Source organism: uncultured Tenacibaculum sp. (assembly GCF_947498805.1).
Taxonomy (GTDB): domain Bacteria; phylum Bacteroidota; class Bacteroidia; order Flavobacteriales; family Flavobacteriaceae; genus Polaribacter.
In genome coordinates, this window is record NZ_CANMLT010000002.1 from 54,809 (window position 1) to 73,701 (window position 18,893).

Consider the following 18,893-nt stretch of genomic DNA (forward strand, 5'->3'; position numbering starts at 1 on the left):
TTTGATTGATATTTACAAAGTATTAACACGGTCTATTTTTTGAACACCTTCAACCTTCTTCATTCTATCCATTAACTTGTTTAATTGTGCTTTATTTTTAACACTTAAAGATAATTTTCCTTCGAAAACTCCATCATTTCCTGAGATGTTAATACTGTGAATAAATACATCCATAGAACTAGAAATAATTCTTGTTAAATTATTTACAATTCCTTTATTATCGATACCAGAAATATGTAAAATAGCAGTAAACTCTTGTTGTGTAGAGTCTATCCATTTTGCTGGCATAATACGATATGCATAGTTAGATTGTAAAGAAATAGAATTCGGACAGTCGTTCTTATGAACTTTAATTCCTTCATTAATCGTTACAAATCCAAAAACTTTATCTCCAGGAATTGGAGCACAACACTTGGCAAGTGTATAATCTAATGTTTGCTCATCTTTTCCAAATACTAAAGCATCATATTTACTAGTAACTTCTTCCTTATCGGTAACTCCTTTTCCGCTATTTCTTCTAAACGGGTTTTTAAAGAAGTTCATAATTGTACTATTACGTTGCGCAACAAATTCTTTTAATTGCGTATTGTCAATAGCACCATTTCCGATTCTAAAGAATAAATCAAAACTAGTTTTTAAATTAAAATAAGAAGCTAGTTCATGAATGGTCTTTTCGTTTGGCGTTATTTTTAAGTGACGAAGTTTACGCATTAAAATTGCTTTACCTTCCTCAGCTATTTTCTTTTCTTCTGCTTTTAAAGCTGATTTTATTTTGGTTCTTGCTCTTGCTGTTAAAACAAAATCTAGCCAGCGTACATTAGGTTTATTATTACTGGCAGTTAATACCTCTACTTGATCACCACTGTTTAATTGATGACTTAAAGGAACTAGTTTACCATTTACTTTAGCACCTCTACATTTTAATCCAACATCTGTATGAATTGAAAATGCAAAATCTAAGGCAGAAGCTCCTTTTGGTAATGATTTTAAATCTCCTTTAGGTGTAAAGACGTAAATTTCTTTTGCATAAAGATTTAGTTTAAAATCTTCAACAAAATCAACGGCATTTAAACTCTGGTTTTCTAAGGTTTCTTTTAATTTGTTAAGCCAGCCTTCTAAACCATTTTCAGTAATATTACCTTGTTTGTATTTAAAGTGGGCAGCATATCCTTTTTCGGCAATTTCGTCCATTCTATTTGAACGAACTTGTACTTCTACCCATTTAGATTCTGGGCCGATTACCGTAATGTGCAAAGCTTCATAACCTGTTGATTTAGGTTGAGAAATCCAATCACGTAAACGAGCAGGGTTGGGTTTGAAGAAATCTGTAACAATAGAATAAATCTTCCAAGCATCAAACTTTTCATCTTTTGATACTGGTTCATAAATGATACGAATGGCAAACTTGTCATAAACTTCATCAAAAGAAACATTCTGTTTACGCATTTTTCTACGAATAGAGAAAATAGATTTAAATCTACCTTTAATTTCGTATTTAAAGTTTTCTTTATCAAGAGCTTCTTTCAATACTCCTGTAAAACTATCAATATACTTTTGTTGATCTTCTTTACTTTCTTTAATTTTTAAAAGGATGTCATTATATACATCTGGTTCGGTATACTTTAAACCTAAGTCTTCTAACTCCGTTTTAATATTATACAAGCCTAAACGATGTGCAAGAGGTGCATAAATGTAAAGTGTTTCAGAAGCAATTTTTACCTGTTTATGTGCAGGCATTGCATCCATTGTTTGCATATTATGCAATCTATCTGCTATTTTAATTAGTATTACACGTACGTCGTCGTGTAAGGTTAATAGCATTTTTCTAAAGTTTTCTGCTTGTATAGAATAGTCTTGTTCTTTCTTTAAATTAGAAATCTTGGTTAAACCACTTACAATACGAGCAATGGTTTCACCAAAAAGACGTTCCATATCATCAATGGTGTAGTGTGTATCTTCAACTACATCATGTAATAGGGCAGCAGCAATTGAAGTTGCCCCTAAACCTATTTCATAGGCTACAATTTTAGCAACTGCTATTGGATGGTAAATATAAGGTTCACCGGTTTTTCTTCGTTGCTCTGAATGTGCCTCAACAGCAATATCAAAAGCTTTACGTATTAACTTCTTATCATCTTCTGATAATGTTTGATACGTACCTTTTAATAAATCTTTATAACGATTTGCTATCTCTTTGTTCTCTTCTTCTATCGTTGCTGTATATGTCATAGATTAAAAGTATGACAAAGAAAATTACTGAGCAAGTTTTGGAAATAAAATGTTAAGGGAATCTTAATTTTTTCCATTCGTCGAATAATGGGGTATATACAGTGTTTTTCCTGATAGCTAAAAGGTTAATAATGGTAAATTAGCTGTAAATAAAACGCTTATGTATAAATTTAGTTTAAAAAGATATTGAAGTCCCCCCGAAATATCATAGTCAAAAATGATATTGATGCTCCAACTTTAAAAAAAGTTGGAGTTTTTTTTTGTGACAAGGCAACCTTTTTTAAAAGATACGAGTCTATATATTTGTAAGAGCATAAAACTTTTTAAAATTAAGTTGAAAATAATTTCATTACATAAGAAAGAAGCAACGCTAGTTAGAGAAGCAAAAAAAGAGAATAGAGATGCTCAACAGCGCTTGTTTGAATTATACTCTCCTAAAATGTTGGGGGTGTGTAGGCAATATGTAAAGGATATGCATCATGCAGAGGATTTAATGTTGCAAGGTTTTTTTAAGGTTTTTACAAATATTAAGAAGTTCAAGGAGGAAGGAAGTTTGGAAGGATGGATACGAAGAATAATGATAAATACATGTATAAGTTATTTACGTAAAAAGAAATTTGTAGTGTTTCCAGATGATGATTACGTATTGACTGAGTTTCAAACGGAGAGTGTTGAAAATACTGCTGTTGAAGATCTTCAGATGCTTATAGATCAACTTCCAGATGGGTATAAGTTAGTGTTTAATTTATATGCTATTGAAGGGTATAAACATGCCGAAATAGCTAAAAAATTAAAGATTTCAGAAAGTACGTCAAAATCACAATTGTTTAAAGCACGTAAGTGGTTACAGGCGAGTTATCAAAAAATGAATCAAGTAAAACATGTCAACAAATAATATAGATAAAGAAATAGTAAAAAGGTTAAAGAACAGAGAGTTTCAGCCTTCTTCTTCTGCATGGGAACGCTTAAGCTCCCAATTAAATGAGCATACAGTAAGAAAAAGAAAGCAGCGAGTTCGAATTAGTGCAGCAGCTAGTATTTTACTTTTATTAGGATTATCTACAATGTATTTTTTTAAAAGCACAGATACTCCATTACCCCAAGAGATTTTAGTGGAAACAAAAGTTGATAAGACGATTAAAGAAAATAAAGAGTTACTGATAGATACTAAACAAGTATTACCGGAATTGAAGGAGGAAGTGGTTGCTCATAACGAAACTCTTAAAAACAAAGACGCTAAAATTAAAGAGGCAGCTTTTGAAAAGGAGTTAAAACTTACCACTAAATTAAAGATATCTAAAGATCTTAAAGAAGAGAATGAAGTAGTAGCTCAGGTAGAAAAAGTAAATGATAGTACTAAATTACTACCAAAAGTAAAATCTAATTCTAGAATACAAGTAAATAGCGAAGATTTACTCTATGCTGTTACACATACTGATGAAGAAGTAAAAGAGTATTATGCAAAACATAGGGTAAATAGGGAAGAGGTTTTTGAAACAATTAAACTAGAGTTGAAAAAATCGAACCTATCTGTTGATCCAACAACTATTTTAGCTGAAATAGAGAGAAATTTGGATGATGAAGAATTTAAAGGAAATTTTATGCAGAAGTTAAAAGTCAAAATTTCAGATATTGCAGTGGCTTTTGCAGAAAGAAACAAGTAAGCGCTTACCATTTATATATAGATTAATTATCTAAAAAAATTAGTTTAACTTAAAAATATTAAGATGAAAAGAATACTATTTTTAGTGTTGTTTGTAACAACTATTGCTCAATCTCAAGAGAAAAATTTTGAAGATGAAGTGAAAAGAATATCAGCAAAAATTGAAAGCGTAACCAAACAACAAAAAGATTCGTTAAAGGTTAAAGTAAAAGAAATCAATGCAAAGGCTACAAAAAATAAAATAACGCAAGAAGAAGCAATTACACTTAAGAAAGAAGCGGCTGCTTATCATGCCAGTAGAATAGAACAATTGGTAGGTGTCGAAGAAATTAAGTTACAGCAATTGGTACAAGATAAGGTTGACGGTAAAATTGCTTCTAGTTCTGAAGATGAAGGAGAAACCTTTAGTATTGGAGGAGCAAAGTTTAGACTCGATTTTTCAGATAAAGGAAGAAGAAAAAGAGATAGTATTCGAAGAAATAAAAGAACTACTTCTCAAATAGTTTTTGCTATGGGGGTGAATAATGTATTAGAAGATAATAAATTTAGTTCTTTAAATGATTCTGATTATAAGTTTTGGCAATCACATTTTTATGAGTTAGGTTTTACATGGAAAACACGTTTTAGTAAAGAAGCTTCGAAAACGTATTTTAAATATGGTTTCTCTTTTCTTTGGAATAATTTAAGAGCAGAAGATAACAAGTTTCATGAAGTTAATGGAAATCAAACAGAGTTAAATGTAAGTTCTAATTCTTTGTCGGAAAGTAGATTACGTCATGTTCAAATGATATTTCCAATGCATCTAGAATTTGATTTCTCTAAAAACAAGAAATATTCAGATGGACAAATTGGAGATAGAACGAATAAATCAGTACGATTTGGAATTGGAGGTTTCTTTGGCTTTAAATTAGGTACTCGACAATATTTGGAGTATGTAAATTCAGAAGGAGTTAAGGTTGAAGAGGTACAAAAATCAAACTTTAATATGAATACCGTAAATTATGGTTTAAGTACTTATTTTGGGTATCGTTGTTTGAGCTTGTATGTTAAGTATGATTTAAATCCATTATTTAAAAATACGGATACCAGAAATATATCAATGGGAGTTCGTTTTGATATTAATTAATAAAGAAAAAGAGAAGCGTTATGCTTCTCTTTTTTTATTTTGTTCCCATTCTTTTCTTAAATCTGTAGATAGTTTTCCACTGCCATCATGCCTCCAACCAGGCGGCTTAATTAAATATAATAACTTTTTGGAAATGGATGTATTGCTAGTAAAAACATCTTTAAGCATATGATACCATTCTACGAATGCTATTTTAATTGGGTTATAGGTATTGATATTTGAAACTAAACCGTACACAGGTTTTTCTACCTCTGGTTCAAAAGTACCAAACAGTTTATCCCAAATGATAAAAATACCCGCATGATTCCTGTCTAAATATTGTGGATTTGTAGCATGATGTACTCTGTGATGACTAGGGGTGTTAAAAAGAGATTCAAACCATTTAGGAAGTTTATCTATTAACTCTGTGTGAATCCAGTATTGATATAGTAATGAAATACTCATTTGCATGATAATCATCACGGGATGAAAACCTAAAAGCGGGAGTGGAGCCCAAAAAATAAATGTATAGAAGCTTCCAGACCAAGTTTGACGTAAAGCAGTACTCAAGTTATATTTCTGCGATGAATGATGCACCACATGACTTGCCCAAAATAGTCTACTTTCATGTGCTATTCTATGATTCCAATAATAACAGAAATCTTCAGCGAAAAGAAGTAGGAGCCATACCCACCAAGCAAAAGGAAGTGTAAAAAATCGAAATTGATACAAAAAAACAAAGAAAGCTAAAATAATCCCTTTTGAAAACAAGCCAATAAAAACGTTCCCTAATCCCATAGTAATAGAAGTAATTGCATCTTTATACTCATAATCATCCATTTTAACTTTAACGGTTAAAATAACTTCTATAATAACAGTTAAAACGAAAAAAGGAATGGCGTAATGAATTAAGTTAGGTAATTCGGGAATATTCATCATAAAAAATATAACTATTTATAGGTATTGACTAAGATATCATAGCCGAGTAAGTTAGTAAAAACTTTAAATATGAGAAAATTACTAACCATTCTAGTAGGGCTATGCGTATGCCTAGGTATAAAGGCCCAAGCACCCGCGAAAAATGTAGAAGCTATTAAAAACAAAATTTTAGACGTTTCATTTTTAAGAAGTTTAGACTCAACAGAGGCTAAAACTTATGAGAAAGATGTTTTACCATTTTTAAATTATTTGATAAAAAATAAGAAGGATTTGAATAAAATTCAAAGTAAAATTAGTTTTGGATTGAGAGGGAATGATAATTATAAGCATCAAAGTAGATATGACTTTTCTTCAGGATTTGAACTAACATCAGGCTATTATCCGCATAGACTAAGTTTTAAAGCTTTTTTAAGTACACAATTCTTTAATGGAACCTTACAAGAAAACATTTCTGATTTTAAAGTGAAACTAAATTATCATTTTAATGAAAGAGATGAGCATATGGAGAAAGGTGAAATAGAAGTAAAAGATAATTTATCAACAGAAGGATATGTTTATGCCGATAGGTATTCTAATCAATATCTAGGGATACAACAAAGATATGAGATAGGTTCTGGATTTATTTTCAATTGGTATAGTTCTCAAAAAGTAAAACAAAAGAAAATTGATGGAGTAGTTGGATATACATATCCTAAAAAGTATTTTAGAGGTTTAACAAAAGAAGGAATAGAAAAGATGAAAAGTCTATACTTAAAGCCAAGTATTGCAATTGATATGGATAAATCAAATATTAAAATTTGTAAGAAAGGAACATGTCCGAAACCAGTTAGACTTTATAAAGGAACTCATGCTAAAGATAGTTTAATGTTAGAGAAAGAATATAGTAGGTTGGCAAATTCATTAAAGAAGAAATATAGTTCATTTAGAGTGGCTACGCAGCTAGGTGTTTTTTATGAAATAGAAAAAGGAATAGCCAAGGATTCTATTGAGCAAAATCAAGTATTAACTGAAGTAACACGAAACATTGAAACGACTGATTTTTTACGTTGGACCGTAAGACCAATATTAGAATTTAAAACCGATTTATTCTCTGCTTCTTTGAAGCCTGCTTTAAAAATGCCTATGCCTTGGAATTGGAATAGCATTGTAAGAAGTGAGAATATGCAAAATAAGATAGATAAAAGATTAGATTATTTGGTTGATGTAGAATTGAGGATGACATATTCAATATCTAATAAGTTCGATATTAACTTTGAATTGAGGCATATTTATGATAACGCACCCAAAAGAGTTTATTTAGATGATCTGATTGATATCCCCCTTCTTTCAGCAGAATCAAATCATACTTTTTTTAATTTTACATTATCCTACAAAATATAAAAATAACTTCGTATATTTGCACGCTTAAAATTAATATTTTAAATAAACAATTATGAATCATTACGAAACTGTTTTCATTTTGAATCCCGTTTTATCTGAAACTCAGATAAAGGAAGCAGTACAAAAGTTTCAGGACTTATTGACTAGCAAGGGTGCCGAAATGATCCACAAAGAAAATTGGGGCTTAAAGAAATTAGCTTACCCAATTGAAAAGAAAAAAAGTGGTTTTTATCACTTATTCGAGTTCAAAGCATCAGGTGAGGCTGTAGCTCCGTTTGAATTAGAGTTTAGACGTGACGATAGCGTTATGCGTTATTTAACTGTAAAGTTAGACAAGCACGCGGCTGCTTGGGCAGAGAAGAGAAGAAACCGTGTTAAATCTGAAAAAAAGTAAGAAATGGCATCAATTGATCAACAAGCAGGAGCAGGAAAACAAGGAGATGTAAGATACTTAACTCCTTTAGACATTGAAACTAAAAAAGAAGCAAAATACTGTCGTTTTAAGAAAAACGGTATTAAGTACATCGATTATAAAGATGCTGACTTCTTAATGTATTTAGTAAACGAGCAAGGTAAAATTTTACCTCGTCGTTTAACAGGAACATCTTTAAAATACCAACGTAAAGTGGCTCAAGCTATTAAAAGAGCACGTCACTTAGCTTTAATGCCATACGTAGGTGATATGTTAAAATAATAAAACAGTACGATTATGGAATTGATATTAAAGCAAGACGTAGAAAACTTAGGTTTTAAAGACGATATCGTAACTGTTAAGAATGGTTATGGTCGTAACTACTTAATCCCACAAGGATATGCAATTTTAGCTACTTCTTCTGCAAAGAAAGTATTAGCTGAAAACTTAAAACAACGTGCTTATAAAGAAGCTAAATTAATAGAAGACGCTACTAAATTAGCTGAAACTGTTAAAGGTTATGAGTTAAAGATTGCTTCTAAAGTAGGATCTGGAGATAAATTATTTGGTTCTGTTAACAACATTAATGTTGCAGAAGCTTTAGCTAAAGCAGGAACAGAAGTAGATAAGAAGTTTATCAAAGTTACTGGAGGTAACGTAAAGAGATTAGGAAAATACAACGCTGCTGTACGTTTACACAGAACTGTTGTAGCTGACATCGTATTTGAAGTAGTTGCTGAGAAGTAAAACTTGTTAAATACTTGTTAATAAAAGATTAACCCGCTTATTAAAGCGGGTTTTTTAATTGTGTAATTTTAAGGATAACAAAAACTTATTATTACTCAATTATGAAAAAATTATTAACTTTTTCTTTTTTCTTAATGTTTTTAACCGCTGGTATAGCGCAGGTTACTACATCTAAGATTAAAGGGGTTGTTACAGATAATGAAGGGGAACCATTATTTGGGGCAAACATTGTGGTACTACATGTACCAACAGGAACAGTATCAGGAGCAGTAGCTCAGGATAACGGAAAGTATACAATTCCGAACCTTAGGGTGGGAGGACCTTATAAAGTAACGTTTAGTTATGTAGGGTTTAAGCCACAAGAAATCAATAATGTATTCTTAACATTAGGGAAAACTACCAATATTGATGGAAAACTTTCTGAGGATGGTGAACAATTAGAGGAAGTTGTAATCTCAGCTTCAAAAAGCAAAGTTTTTAATAACGATAGAACAGGTGCACAGACAAGTGTTAGCGCCAATCAGTTAAAAACATTACCTACAATTTCTAGATCTGCATCAGATTTTACTCGTTTAGAACCTACAGCGAGCAATGGTTCATTTGGAGGAAGAAATGATCAATTCAACAATTTTTCACTTGATGGATCTATTTTTAATAACCCATTTGGATTAGATGCTGCAACTCCAGGAGGACAAACAGATTCTCAACCAGTATCATTAGACGCAATAGAACAAATATCTGTGTCCACAGCTCCTTACGATGTTACACTTTCAGGATTTACCGGAGCATCAGTAGATGCTGTAACGAAGAGTGGAACAAATGAGTTTAAAGGAACGGTTTATGGATTCTATAGAAATGAAGATTTTACAGGAGGAAGTATAGATGGACAAAAAGTTTTTAAACCTAAATTATTACAAACGCAATATGGAGCTAGTTTAGGAGGACCAATTATTAAAGACAAGTTGTTTTTCTTTGCAAATTTTGAGAAAGATGTGCGAGAAGATTTAGGTTCAGCTTTTGTTCCTAATACTGGTTCAGGAGCGATTAATGAATCTAGAGTTTTGGCTTCGGACTTACAATTGGTAAGTAATATTTTATCGCAAATAGATATAGGAAACGGACAAATGTATAATCCTGGAGCTTTTCAAGGGTTTACTTTTGATTCTGAATCTACCAAGGGTATTTTTAAATTAGATTGGAATATTAATAAGAAACACCGTTTGGCATTTATCTACAATTTCTTAAGAGCTTCAAAAGAAAAGCCAGCGCATCCAACAGCTTTAGGGTTTAGAGGACCAAGTGCAACAACATTACAATTCCAAAATACCGGATATGAGATTAATAATAATATAAATTCATTTTTAGTAGAATTGAATTCTACGTTTAATGAAACTACTACAAATAAATTACAAGTTGGATATACGCATTTTGATGATTTTAGGAATGCTTTATCTTCACCAGCTCCAACAATTACCATATTAGATGAAAATGCAAGTTCTAATTATATTATAGCAGGACATGAACCATTTTCTATCAATAATAAATTAGATCAAAAAGTTTTTCAGTTAACCAATAATATGAACTTTTTTCAAGGAGATCATACTATTACAGTTGGTTTTTCTTTTGAAAAATTTATGTTCGACAATTCTTTTAATTTAGGTGCTTATGGTGCACAAGGAGTATTCTTTCCATCTGGAACGATTAATGATTTCAGGGCTACGGCAGGAGATGCTGTTGCAGAAGCTGCCTTAGTAGCAACATATCAAGCTCAATTTAATGCAGCAATAGCAGCAAACAATTCATTATCTAGCAATGGTACTGGAAATGCAGGTGGATGGGCGTTGGCAGAAACGAATGTTGGTCAATTAGCTTTTTATACACAAGATGAATGGGAAGTTAATGATAATTTGAAATTAACTTTTGGTATTCGTTTCGACAAACCATTGTTTTTTGATTCTGCAGAGAAGGCACAAGATGTAATTGATAACGCATGTTGTTTTGCTCCAAATATTCCGTATCATAATCCGAATACAAATGAAACAGTATTCTTAGATAACAGAAAGATGCCTACAAACGAATGGTTAATTTCACCTAGATTTGGATTTAATTGGGATGTTAATGGAGAAAAGAAGTTGCAAGTAAGAGGAGGAACAGGTCTATTTACAGGACGTTTACCATTTGTTTGGTTAGGAAATCAAATTGCAAATCCGAATGTATTCTTCTATCAAATGGTAGATCCAGATTTTCAATTTCCACAAGTATGGAGAACAAATATTGGAGCAGACTACAAGTTTGAAAATGGTTTTGTAGTCACTGGAGATATTGCTTATACAAAAGATATTAATGGAGCTCATGTGCAAAATTGGGGATTAAGAAGCCCTACAGGAACTTTAAATGGAAACGGTGATAATAGAGCCGTTTATTTACCGGGTGATGTAGGAAATAATGCCTATGTCTTTACAAATTCTGATAAAGGAAGAATTTTTAATGCATCTTTAAAAATTGAAAAGTCATTTGAAAATGGACTCTATGCTAATATTGCTTATAGTTACTTGAATTCAAAAGATGTAAATTCAATTGAGGCAGAAATTACAGGAGATGCATTTGCTTTTAATCCAGTAGTTGGAAATGCAAATAATGATGTATTAGCATTTTCTAGATATGGAGATACTCATAGAGTTATTGGAGTGGCTTCTAAAAAGTTTAATTATGGAGGAGATAAGTTTGCAACTACCATTTCTACCTTTTTCGAATATGCAAAAGGAGGTAGGTTTAATTATACCTATGGAGGAGATATCAATAATGATGGCTCTATCTTAAATGACCTTTTATATGTTCCTACAGATGCTGAAATAGATCAAATGAACTTCGATCCAGCAAACAACCCTGTTACCACTCAAAGAGAGGGATTAAAGCAATATATTGCTCAGGATGAATATTTAAGTGGAAGAAGAGGGCAATACGTGGAAAGATATGGAGCATTGGCACCGTGGAGAGGCCGTTGGGATGTGAAAATATTACAAGATTTTAATATTAATGTTGCTGAAGGAAAACAAAATACCATTCAGGTAAGTTTAGATATCTTAAATTTTGGAAACCTACTAAATTCTGAATGGGGTGTAGTGCAACAAGTTGGTAATGTACAACCGTTAGGAGTATCTGTAGATCAAAATACATTGACTCCAACATATACATTTGATCCAAGTTTGACATCTACTTTTGTGCCAGACACAAGTTTACAATCTCGTTGGCAAATGCAGTTAGGATTACGTTATATTTTCTAAAAAACAACTTACAATTGTTAATAAAAAACTACTCTTTTTAGGGTAGTTTTTAGGTTTTTAGCCAAATAAAGGGGGATTTTCCTTATAAAAACTTAAAAATAATAGAGATATTTGTTAAAGTAAATAAAGATAGGGGACTTTATTACGAACGTTTAAAATATAATCTTTGAGGGGTTGGTTATATTTTAAAAAAAACTCTGACTTACCCAAGTCAGAGTTTTTGTTTTTTAAAGAGAAACTTCGATTTGATTTTTTATAATGTCATCGAACGTTTCTCTTTTTCTTATTAGATAATCTTTTCCATTATAAAGCATTACTTCCGCAGGTCTATATCTTGAGTTATAGTTGGAAGCCATAGAATAACAATATGCACCTGCATTATGGAAGCATAAAACATCATCTTCCGCTATTTCATTGATTCTTCGATTCGAACCAAAAGTGTCAGTTTCACAAATATATCCTACAATGCTATAATAACGTTCTCGTCCTTTTGGATTCGATAGGTTTTCTATTTGATGGTATGAATTGTAAAACATTGGTCGTATTAAGTGATTTAAACCTGAATCTATTCCTGCAAATACCGTTGAAGTGGTTTGCTTAATCACATTAACCTTTGCTAAAAAGTATCCAGATTGACTTACTAAAAATTTACCTGGCTCAAACATCAAGGTTAGTTCTTTACCATATTCTTTGCAAAACTCATTAAATCTCTTAGAAAGTTTTGTACCTAACTCTTCGATATTAGTAGATATATCTCCTGTTTTATAAGGAACTTTAAATCCGCTACCAAAATCAATAAAGTCAATATTGTCAAATTGTTTAGCTACTTCGAATAAGATTTCTGATGCGCGTAAAAAAGTATCTATATCTAAGATATCTGAACCAGTATGCATGTGAATTCCGTTAATTCTCATTCCAGTATTTTCTACCACTCTTTTTATATGTGGTACTTGGTGTATAGAGATACCAAACTTAGAATCGATATGTCCTACCGATATTTTACTATTCCCACCGGCCATAATATGTGGGTTAATACGAATACAAACCGGTATTTTAGGATTGTTTTGTCCGAATAATTCTAAAATAGATAAGTTATCTATATTAATTTGTACCCCAAGTTTCGCAACGTCTTCAATTTCTTTTAAAGAAACTCCATTAGGCGTATAAATGATGTTTTTAGGATCAAAGCCAGCTAATAGACCTAACTTGACCTCTTGTATAGAAACTGTGTCTAAACCGCTTTTTAAAGAGTTAAAAACCTTTAAGATATTGATGTTTGATAGAGCTTTGGCGGCATAGTTTATTTTAACACGTTTGACCTTTGAAAATGCAGAAGTAATTTTTTTATACTGACCTTTTATTATATCAGTATCATAAACATACAACGGACTTCCATAAGTCTCTGTCAATTTCAATAATTTGTTTCTATCCATTTTTTTAGTATTTGGGCAGTAAAAGTAGGATGGAGGCCTTATTGAGACAATTAAATTAAAGAAATAAACAAATCGATTTTTTTTGTGAAATAAAGATGTTTATACCCTCTATAAAGGGGAAATAACCTATTGCATAATTTTAGAAAGTAGAGATATTTGTAACGAAATAAAAATAAGGGGATTTATTTCAAACATTATGATGTTTTCTTTTAGGGGTGGAAAATGTCATAAAAAATAAAGCACTGGGTGTACACCAGTGCTTTTAATATTATCATATAATTTGGAAGTAAATTATTTAAATTTCCCCCCTACTTTTTGAGCAATTCCAACAATAACTTCACTTGCCTTTACAATACTTTCTGCAGGTACGTATTCATAACGACCGTGGAAGTTATGTCCTCCAGCAAAAATATTCGGACAAGGTAATCCTTTATAAGAAAGCTGAGAACCGTCTGTTCCTCCTCTAATAGGCTTAATTAAAGGTGTAATTCCCATATCCTTCATCACTTCTTCAGCAATATCTACAATATGCATTACAGGTGTTACTTTCTCTTTCATATTGAAGTATTGATCTTTAATTTCAACAGAAACTAACTTCTTACCTTGCTTTGCATTTAATACTTCTGCTAAGTCTAGAACGGCTTTTTTACGGTTATTAAATTGCTCCATATCGTGATCACGAATAATGTAATGTAGCTTTGTTTGTTCTACTTTACCTTCCATGTGATGTAAGTGGAAGAAACCTTCATAACCAGTAGTTCTTTCAGGAACTTCATCCTCAGGTAAAGCGTTTATAAACTCGCTCGCAATTAACATAGAGTTAATCATTTTCCCTTTAGCATATCCAGGATGTACAATTTTTCCATCGATTGTAACGGTTGCACCAGCGGCATTAAAGTTTTCATACTCTAATTCACCGATTTGACTACCATCCATGGTATAGGCCCATTCAGCACCAAACTTTTCAACATCAAATAAATGTGCTCCTTTTCCTACTTCTTCATCAGGAGTAAAGCAGATTCTGATTTTACCATGCTTAATTTCTGGATTCTGAATTAAATATTCCATTGCAGAAACTATTTCAGTAACCCCAGCTTTATCATCTGCACCTAATAGGGTAGTACCATCGGTAGTGATAATTGTTTGTCCTTTATATTGTAATAAATCCTCGAAATAATCTGGAGACAATACGATATTTTGCTCTTCATTAAGCATAATATCTTTTCCATCATAGTTTTCATGAACTTGAGGCTTTACATTTGCTCCTGTAAAATCAGGACTTGTATCAATATGCGCTACAAATCCAATGGTTGGTACTTCGTAATCTAAATTACTTGGTAAGGTTGCCATTAAATAGCAATTTTCATCCAATTCAACATCCTCCATTCCAATTTCCTTTAGTTCTTGCTCTAAAACACGAGCTAAGTCCCATTGTTTTGCAGTACTTGGAAACGCAGGATTGTTAGGATCACTTTCAGTATCTATGGTAACGTATTTGATAAACCTATCAATAATATGTTGTTGATTCATTATAATAAATTTTGGAGCTCAAAAATAGCTAATTTTATGTATTATAGTGTTTGTTTTTCAAAATAAGCTATCAACAAATCTACCACATAACTGTACGATTTTATCCCTTGAGATTGATTATTGGCTTTTAAATAAGAATTATACCCTTTTTTTAAATATGGTTCTATTGGGTTTTCGAATTGTTTCCAATGTAAATAACTATCTCTAAAGTCTTTATAGATACCTATATGAACCGTCTTTTTAATTGTGTCAGCTGTAGTTTTATCTCGTTTAGAAAGTTCTATAATACAGTATCTATAGGCCATTCTATATCCTGAATATTGAAAATACACATCTGAATTATGAGTACAGGCTAAAAAACTAACAAAATTAGCGTCGTTTTCGGCAGACCAACCAATTTGATGTCCCATTTCATGACAAGTAGTTGCTGGGTACCCTGTTTTAGGAATCATATCATTAATCTGTGCTTCTCCAGTAATGGGATTAATATAACCTGAGGTTCCATTATAAGATTGAAATAAACTGACCAATGAGCTTTTAATAGAAGAGAAATTATATGCGAATTGAGGAAGCTTTTTTGACATGTTGTTGAAACCGTTGGGAGCAAGTTTGTAGATTTCCTTTACACTATAAGGTACTTCAACTTTTAGGGTGTCATTTTGGGTTATTTGCAATTGAAGAGCGTTTAATTTTTCAACGATACTTTGCGTGGTTTGAATCAGTTGTTCATTAGTGTATGCTCCTTGTGTTAACCCTAAATTTTTAGCCAAAGGTTCTCTAAAGTAATTCAATCCCCAAAAAGTATAAAAGCAGCAGTAGATGATGGACAAAATACTTGTGAATTTTAGTAATTGTGCTATAAAATTCTTACCTTTAGTTATAATCAATTTATAAATTGCCTTCAGTAAAAGAAAAAGGAGTACGAGACCCAATGCGTCTCCAAAAGAAAAAGGAATCCAACCAAGTATTAGACGAAAAGCACTTGAAATATAAGGATATAGTCCATTACTGTAGTAATGTTCAATTAAGTGCGACTTTTGGCTTAAAAATTGCACAACTAGAACCTGGATAGGAAGTAATAAACTTAAAAAAAGGTGTTTTTTAGAGTATCGCATAAAGCCAAAAATAAGAAAGTATAAACGTTATCAACAAGTTAATAACATTTTTATTTACATAAAATGTGCAAAATAAAAAGCAGGGTAGCTCCTATAAATATCATCATAAAAAATTACATTTGCTGTTATGGAGAGAACACAATCTATTAGGGGAACAAAAATTGACAAATCAAAAATAATTAGCTTAGAAAAAGGAAAACTACCACCACAGGCTTTAGATTTAGAAGAAGCGGTTTTGGGAGCTATGATGATTGATAAAAAGGGGATTGATGAAGTGATTGATATTCTGCATCCAGATGCATTTTATGATAAGCGTCATCAAGAGATTTATGAGGCTGTATACATGCTATTTCAAAACTCAGAACCTATTGATTTATTATCGGTTTCTAATCAGCTAAAGAAGAATGGTAAGTTAGATATTGCCGGTGGAGATTTTTATCTAATTGGATTAACTCAAAAGGTAGCTTCGTCTGCTCATATTGAATTTCACTCGCGTGTAATTCTTCAAAAATATATTCAAAGAAAATTAATTACCATCTCCTCTGAAATTATTGAAAATGCCTATGATGAAACCGTAGATGTTTTTGACTTGCTAGATGACGCCGAAGGTAAATTATTTGAAGTAACGCAGGGTAATTTAAAGAAAGGAGCCGAAAGAGCAGATTCGTTAGTTCAGCAATCGATTAATAAAATTCAGGAGATTTCGACAAAAGAAGGAATGAGTGGTTTAGCAACAGGTTTTACCAAGTTAGATGCGCTTACCTCTGGTTGGCAACCTTCTGATTTAATTATTATTGCAGCACGTCCTGGTATGGGTAAAACGGCATTCGTAATTTCGATGGCGAAGAATATGGCTATTGACTTTAATCATGCAGTAGCTGTTTTCTCTCTGGAGATGTCATCAGTACAGTTAATTACGCGTATGATTTCTTCTGAAACAGGATTGACTTCTGAAAAATTAAGAAAAGGAAATTTAGAACCACATGAATGGGAGCAGTTAAATGTTAAAGTTAAAAAACTTTCTGATGCACCTATTTTTATTGACGATACACCAGCACTTTCTATTTTTGATTTGCGTGCAAAGGCACGTCGTTTGGTATCACAACACGGAGTTAAAATATTAATTATTGATTACCTACAGTTAATGACAGCAGGTGGAGCAGGAGGAAACCGTGAACAGGAAATTTCTACCATTTCTCGTAACTTAAAAGCTTTAGGTAAAGAATTAGATATACCAGTAATTGCATTATCTCAGTTATCACGTTCGGTAGAGACTCGTGGAGGAAGTAAACGTCCTTTATTATCGGATCTTCGTGAATCTGGAGCGATTGAGCAGGATGCCGATATTGTATCGTTTATTTTCCGTCCGGAATACTATGGTATGACAGAATGGGATGATGATGATCATTCACCATGTGAAGGACAAGGAGAATTTATCGTAGCAAAACACCGTAATGGAGGATTGGATAATATTCGTTTAAAGTTTACTGGACACTTAGCAAAATTCTCAGATTTAGAAGAAGGATTTAGTAGCGAATTTCAATCAAGTATGAACTCAGGGTTTAATGATGAAGCTTCTTCTAGTAACTTTACTTCACCAGAAGATGCATTTGGACCTATGGGTGGAGATGATGTACCATTTTAGGGTTTAAATAAATCATAAAAAATATAAAATACACAATTACATTCGAGTAATTGTGTATTTTAGTTTTTGATTATGAGAAATATACTATATACACTACTGTTTTTACTTTCTTCAAATACCATTTGGGCATCTTTTATTTATGTTCCAATGAGTCATGATAATCAAAAAAATCATTTAAAGGCATATGGAATTGTGTATTACGCATTACAAAATGGTTTGAAGGCAAAATGGTTGTTGAATTATGATGGGGGGGCGTTTTTGATTGAGAATAATCAATCTGTAGAAAATGAGTGTAAAATTAGAGGAGTTTCCTATCAGGTAATTTCTGATACAAGATCTAAGCTAATTTTAGAAGAAATTTCTTCACCTTCTAAAAATCAAGAAGCGGTAACTTTAGAAAAGGCACCAAAGATAGCCGTATATTCTCCAAAAGATAAAATGCCTTGGGATGACGCTGTAACTATGGTATTAACGTATGCTGAGATACCTTTTGATGTGATTTATGATGAGGAAGTATTAAATGATAAGTTGTTATTGTATGAATGGCTACACTTACATCATGAAGATTTTACTGGACAGTATGGACGTTTTTATGGAGCGTTTAGAACAGCACCTTGGTATATTCAACAAAAGAAAGATGCAGAGGCTTTAGCTACAAAATTAGGCTATTCTAAAGTATCTACAGAAAAGGGAGCTGTAGCTAAAAAGATACGAGACTATGTAATTGGAGGTGGATTTATGTTTGCGATGTGTTCGGCAACGGATAGTTTTGATATTGCGTTAGCAGCAGATGGTGTTGATATTTGTGAAACCATGTTTGATGGTGACCCTTCAGAACCAAATTATCAATCAAAAATAGATTACAGTAAAACGTTAGCTTTTAAAGATTTTGAATTGATTAGAAATCCAACTACATATGAATTTTCTTCTATAGATATGACAAGAAAAAGAAGAATTAAAAAAGAGTCGGATTATTTTTCTTTAAAAGAATTTTCAGCAAAATGGGATCAAGTTCCAACAATGCTGACTCAGAATCATACTTTATTAGTAAAAGCTTTTATGGGACAAACTACTTCGTTTGATCCAAATACCATTAAGTCGACCATAATTGTTTTAGGAGAAAATAAAAACAATGGAGAAGGACGCTATATACATGGTACTAAAGGAAAAGGAATGTTTACTTTTTATGGAGGACATGATCCTGAAGACTATCAGCATAGAGTAGGAGATCCAAAAACAGAACTAGATTTACATCCTACTTCACCAGGATATCGTTTGATTTTAAATAACGTTTTATTTCCTGCTGCAAAGAAGAAAAAGCAAAAAACTTAAGCTTATATGTAGCCTTCATATTAGCTACAAAAACTCTAAATAAAAAAGGTTAAAGCATCATAGCTTTAACCTTTTTTCA

The 18,893-nt window shown here is 32.0% G+C and carries 15 protein-coding genes; 10 read left to right on the forward strand and 5 right to left on the reverse strand.

Annotated features, from left to right (window positions below; genetic code table 11):
• Window positions 1–12: 12 nt before the first annotated feature.
• Window positions 13–2,229: a RelA/SpoT family protein gene (locus tag Q0873_RS03325; RefSeq protein ID WP_299104383.1), complete on the reverse strand. Its 2,217-nt coding sequence runs from the start codon at window positions 2,227–2,229 to the stop codon at window positions 13–15.
• 334 nt (window positions 2,230–2,563) lie between these two features.
• Between Q0873_RS03325 and Q0873_RS03330 the strand changes: the two genes are divergently transcribed.
• The 3 genes from Q0873_RS03330 to Q0873_RS03340 all read left to right on the forward strand — a co-directional run bounded on the left by Q0873_RS03330 (window position 2,564) and on the right by Q0873_RS03340 (window position 5,018).
• A complete protein-coding gene (locus tag Q0873_RS03330) occupies window positions 2,564–3,124 on the forward strand; it encodes an RNA polymerase sigma factor (protein ID WP_299104384.1) in 561 nt (186 codons plus the stop codon).
• On the forward strand, window positions 3,111–3,893 hold the full coding sequence (locus tag Q0873_RS03335) for a hypothetical protein (RefSeq protein WP_299104385.1): 783 nt from the start codon (window positions 3,111–3,113) through the stop codon (window positions 3,891–3,893). The genes Q0873_RS03330 and Q0873_RS03335 overlap by 14 nt, the downstream gene beginning before the upstream one ends.
• 63 nt (window positions 3,894–3,956) lie before the next feature.
• A complete protein-coding gene (locus Q0873_RS03340) occupies window positions 3,957–5,018 on the forward strand; it encodes a hypothetical protein (protein ID WP_299104386.1) in 1,062 nt (353 codons plus the stop codon).
• An 18-nt stretch (window positions 5,019–5,036) separates the two neighbouring features.
• Here the strand turns inward: Q0873_RS03340 and Q0873_RS03345 are convergent, their stop codons facing one another.
• Window positions 5,037–5,936 (reverse strand): sterol desaturase family protein, encoded by a 900-nt coding sequence (locus tag Q0873_RS03345; RefSeq protein WP_299104387.1) that lies wholly within the window; start codon window positions 5,934–5,936, stop codon window positions 5,037–5,039.
• A 69-nt stretch (window positions 5,937–6,005) separates the two neighbouring features.
• Between Q0873_RS03345 and Q0873_RS03350 the strand changes: the two genes are divergently transcribed.
• From Q0873_RS03350 to Q0873_RS03370, 5 genes are all read left to right on the forward strand, one after another.
• Window positions 6,006–7,316, forward strand: coding sequence for a hypothetical protein (locus tag Q0873_RS03350; protein WP_299104388.1), 1,311 nt, complete (start codon window positions 6,006–6,008; stop codon window positions 7,314–7,316).
• 52 nt (window positions 7,317–7,368) lie between these two features.
• Window positions 7,369–7,710: a 30S ribosomal protein S6 gene (rpsF, locus tag Q0873_RS03355; RefSeq protein WP_299104389.1), complete on the forward strand. Its 342-nt coding sequence runs from the start codon at window positions 7,369–7,371 to the stop codon at window positions 7,708–7,710.
• A 3-nt stretch (window positions 7,711–7,713) separates the two neighbouring features.
• A complete protein-coding gene (gene rpsR / locus Q0873_RS03360) occupies window positions 7,714–8,010 on the forward strand; it encodes a 30S ribosomal protein S18 (protein WP_299104390.1) in 297 nt (98 codons plus the stop codon).
• Window positions 8,011–8,025: 15 nt separating this feature from the next.
• A complete protein-coding gene (gene rplI, locus Q0873_RS03365) occupies window positions 8,026–8,475 on the forward strand; it encodes a 50S ribosomal protein L9 (protein WP_299104391.1) in 450 nt (149 codons plus the stop codon).
• A 101-nt stretch (window positions 8,476–8,576) separates the two neighbouring features.
• Window positions 8,577–11,759 carry a carboxypeptidase regulatory-like domain-containing protein gene (locus Q0873_RS03370; RefSeq protein WP_299104392.1) on the forward strand — a complete coding sequence of 1,061 codons (3,183 nt, stop codon included), beginning with the start codon at window positions 8,577–8,579 and terminating at the stop codon, window positions 11,757–11,759.
• Between the two features lie 227 nt (window positions 11,760–11,986).
• Here Q0873_RS03370 and lysA read toward each other — a convergent pair whose 3' ends face one another.
• From lysA to Q0873_RS03385, 3 genes are all read right to left on the reverse strand, one after another.
• Window positions 11,987–13,192, reverse strand: a complete 1,206-nt coding sequence (gene lysA / locus Q0873_RS03375) for a diaminopimelate decarboxylase (protein WP_299104393.1) — start codon at window positions 13,190–13,192, stop codon at window positions 11,987–11,989.
• A gap of 291 nt (window positions 13,193–13,483) precedes the next feature.
• The gene (gene pepT, locus Q0873_RS03380) at window positions 13,484–14,725 is read right to left on the reverse strand and encodes a peptidase T (RefSeq protein WP_299104971.1); all 1,242 of its coding nucleotides are present in this window, start codon (window positions 14,723–14,725) and stop codon (window positions 13,484–13,486) included.
• Window positions 14,726–14,763: 38 nt separating this feature from the next.
• A complete protein-coding gene (locus Q0873_RS03385; protein WP_299104394.1) occupies window positions 14,764–15,837 on the reverse strand; it encodes a DUF3810 domain-containing protein in 1,074 nt (357 codons plus the stop codon).
• A 127-nt stretch (window positions 15,838–15,964) separates the two neighbouring features.
• On the opposite strand from Q0873_RS03385, the gene dnaB reads away from it, so the two are divergent.
• Together dnaB and Q0873_RS03395 are read left to right on the forward strand one after the other, a co-directional pair.
• Complete coding sequence (gene dnaB / locus Q0873_RS03390; RefSeq protein ID WP_299104395.1) at window positions 15,965–17,482, forward strand: replicative DNA helicase; 1,518 nt, start codon at window positions 15,965–15,967, stop codon at window positions 17,480–17,482.
• A 72-nt stretch (window positions 17,483–17,554) separates the two neighbouring features.
• Entirely contained in the window at window positions 17,555–18,814 is a 1,260-nt protein-coding gene (locus tag Q0873_RS03395; protein ID WP_299104396.1) for an asparagine synthetase B, read from the forward strand.
• Window positions 18,815–18,893: the final 79 nt, after the last annotated feature.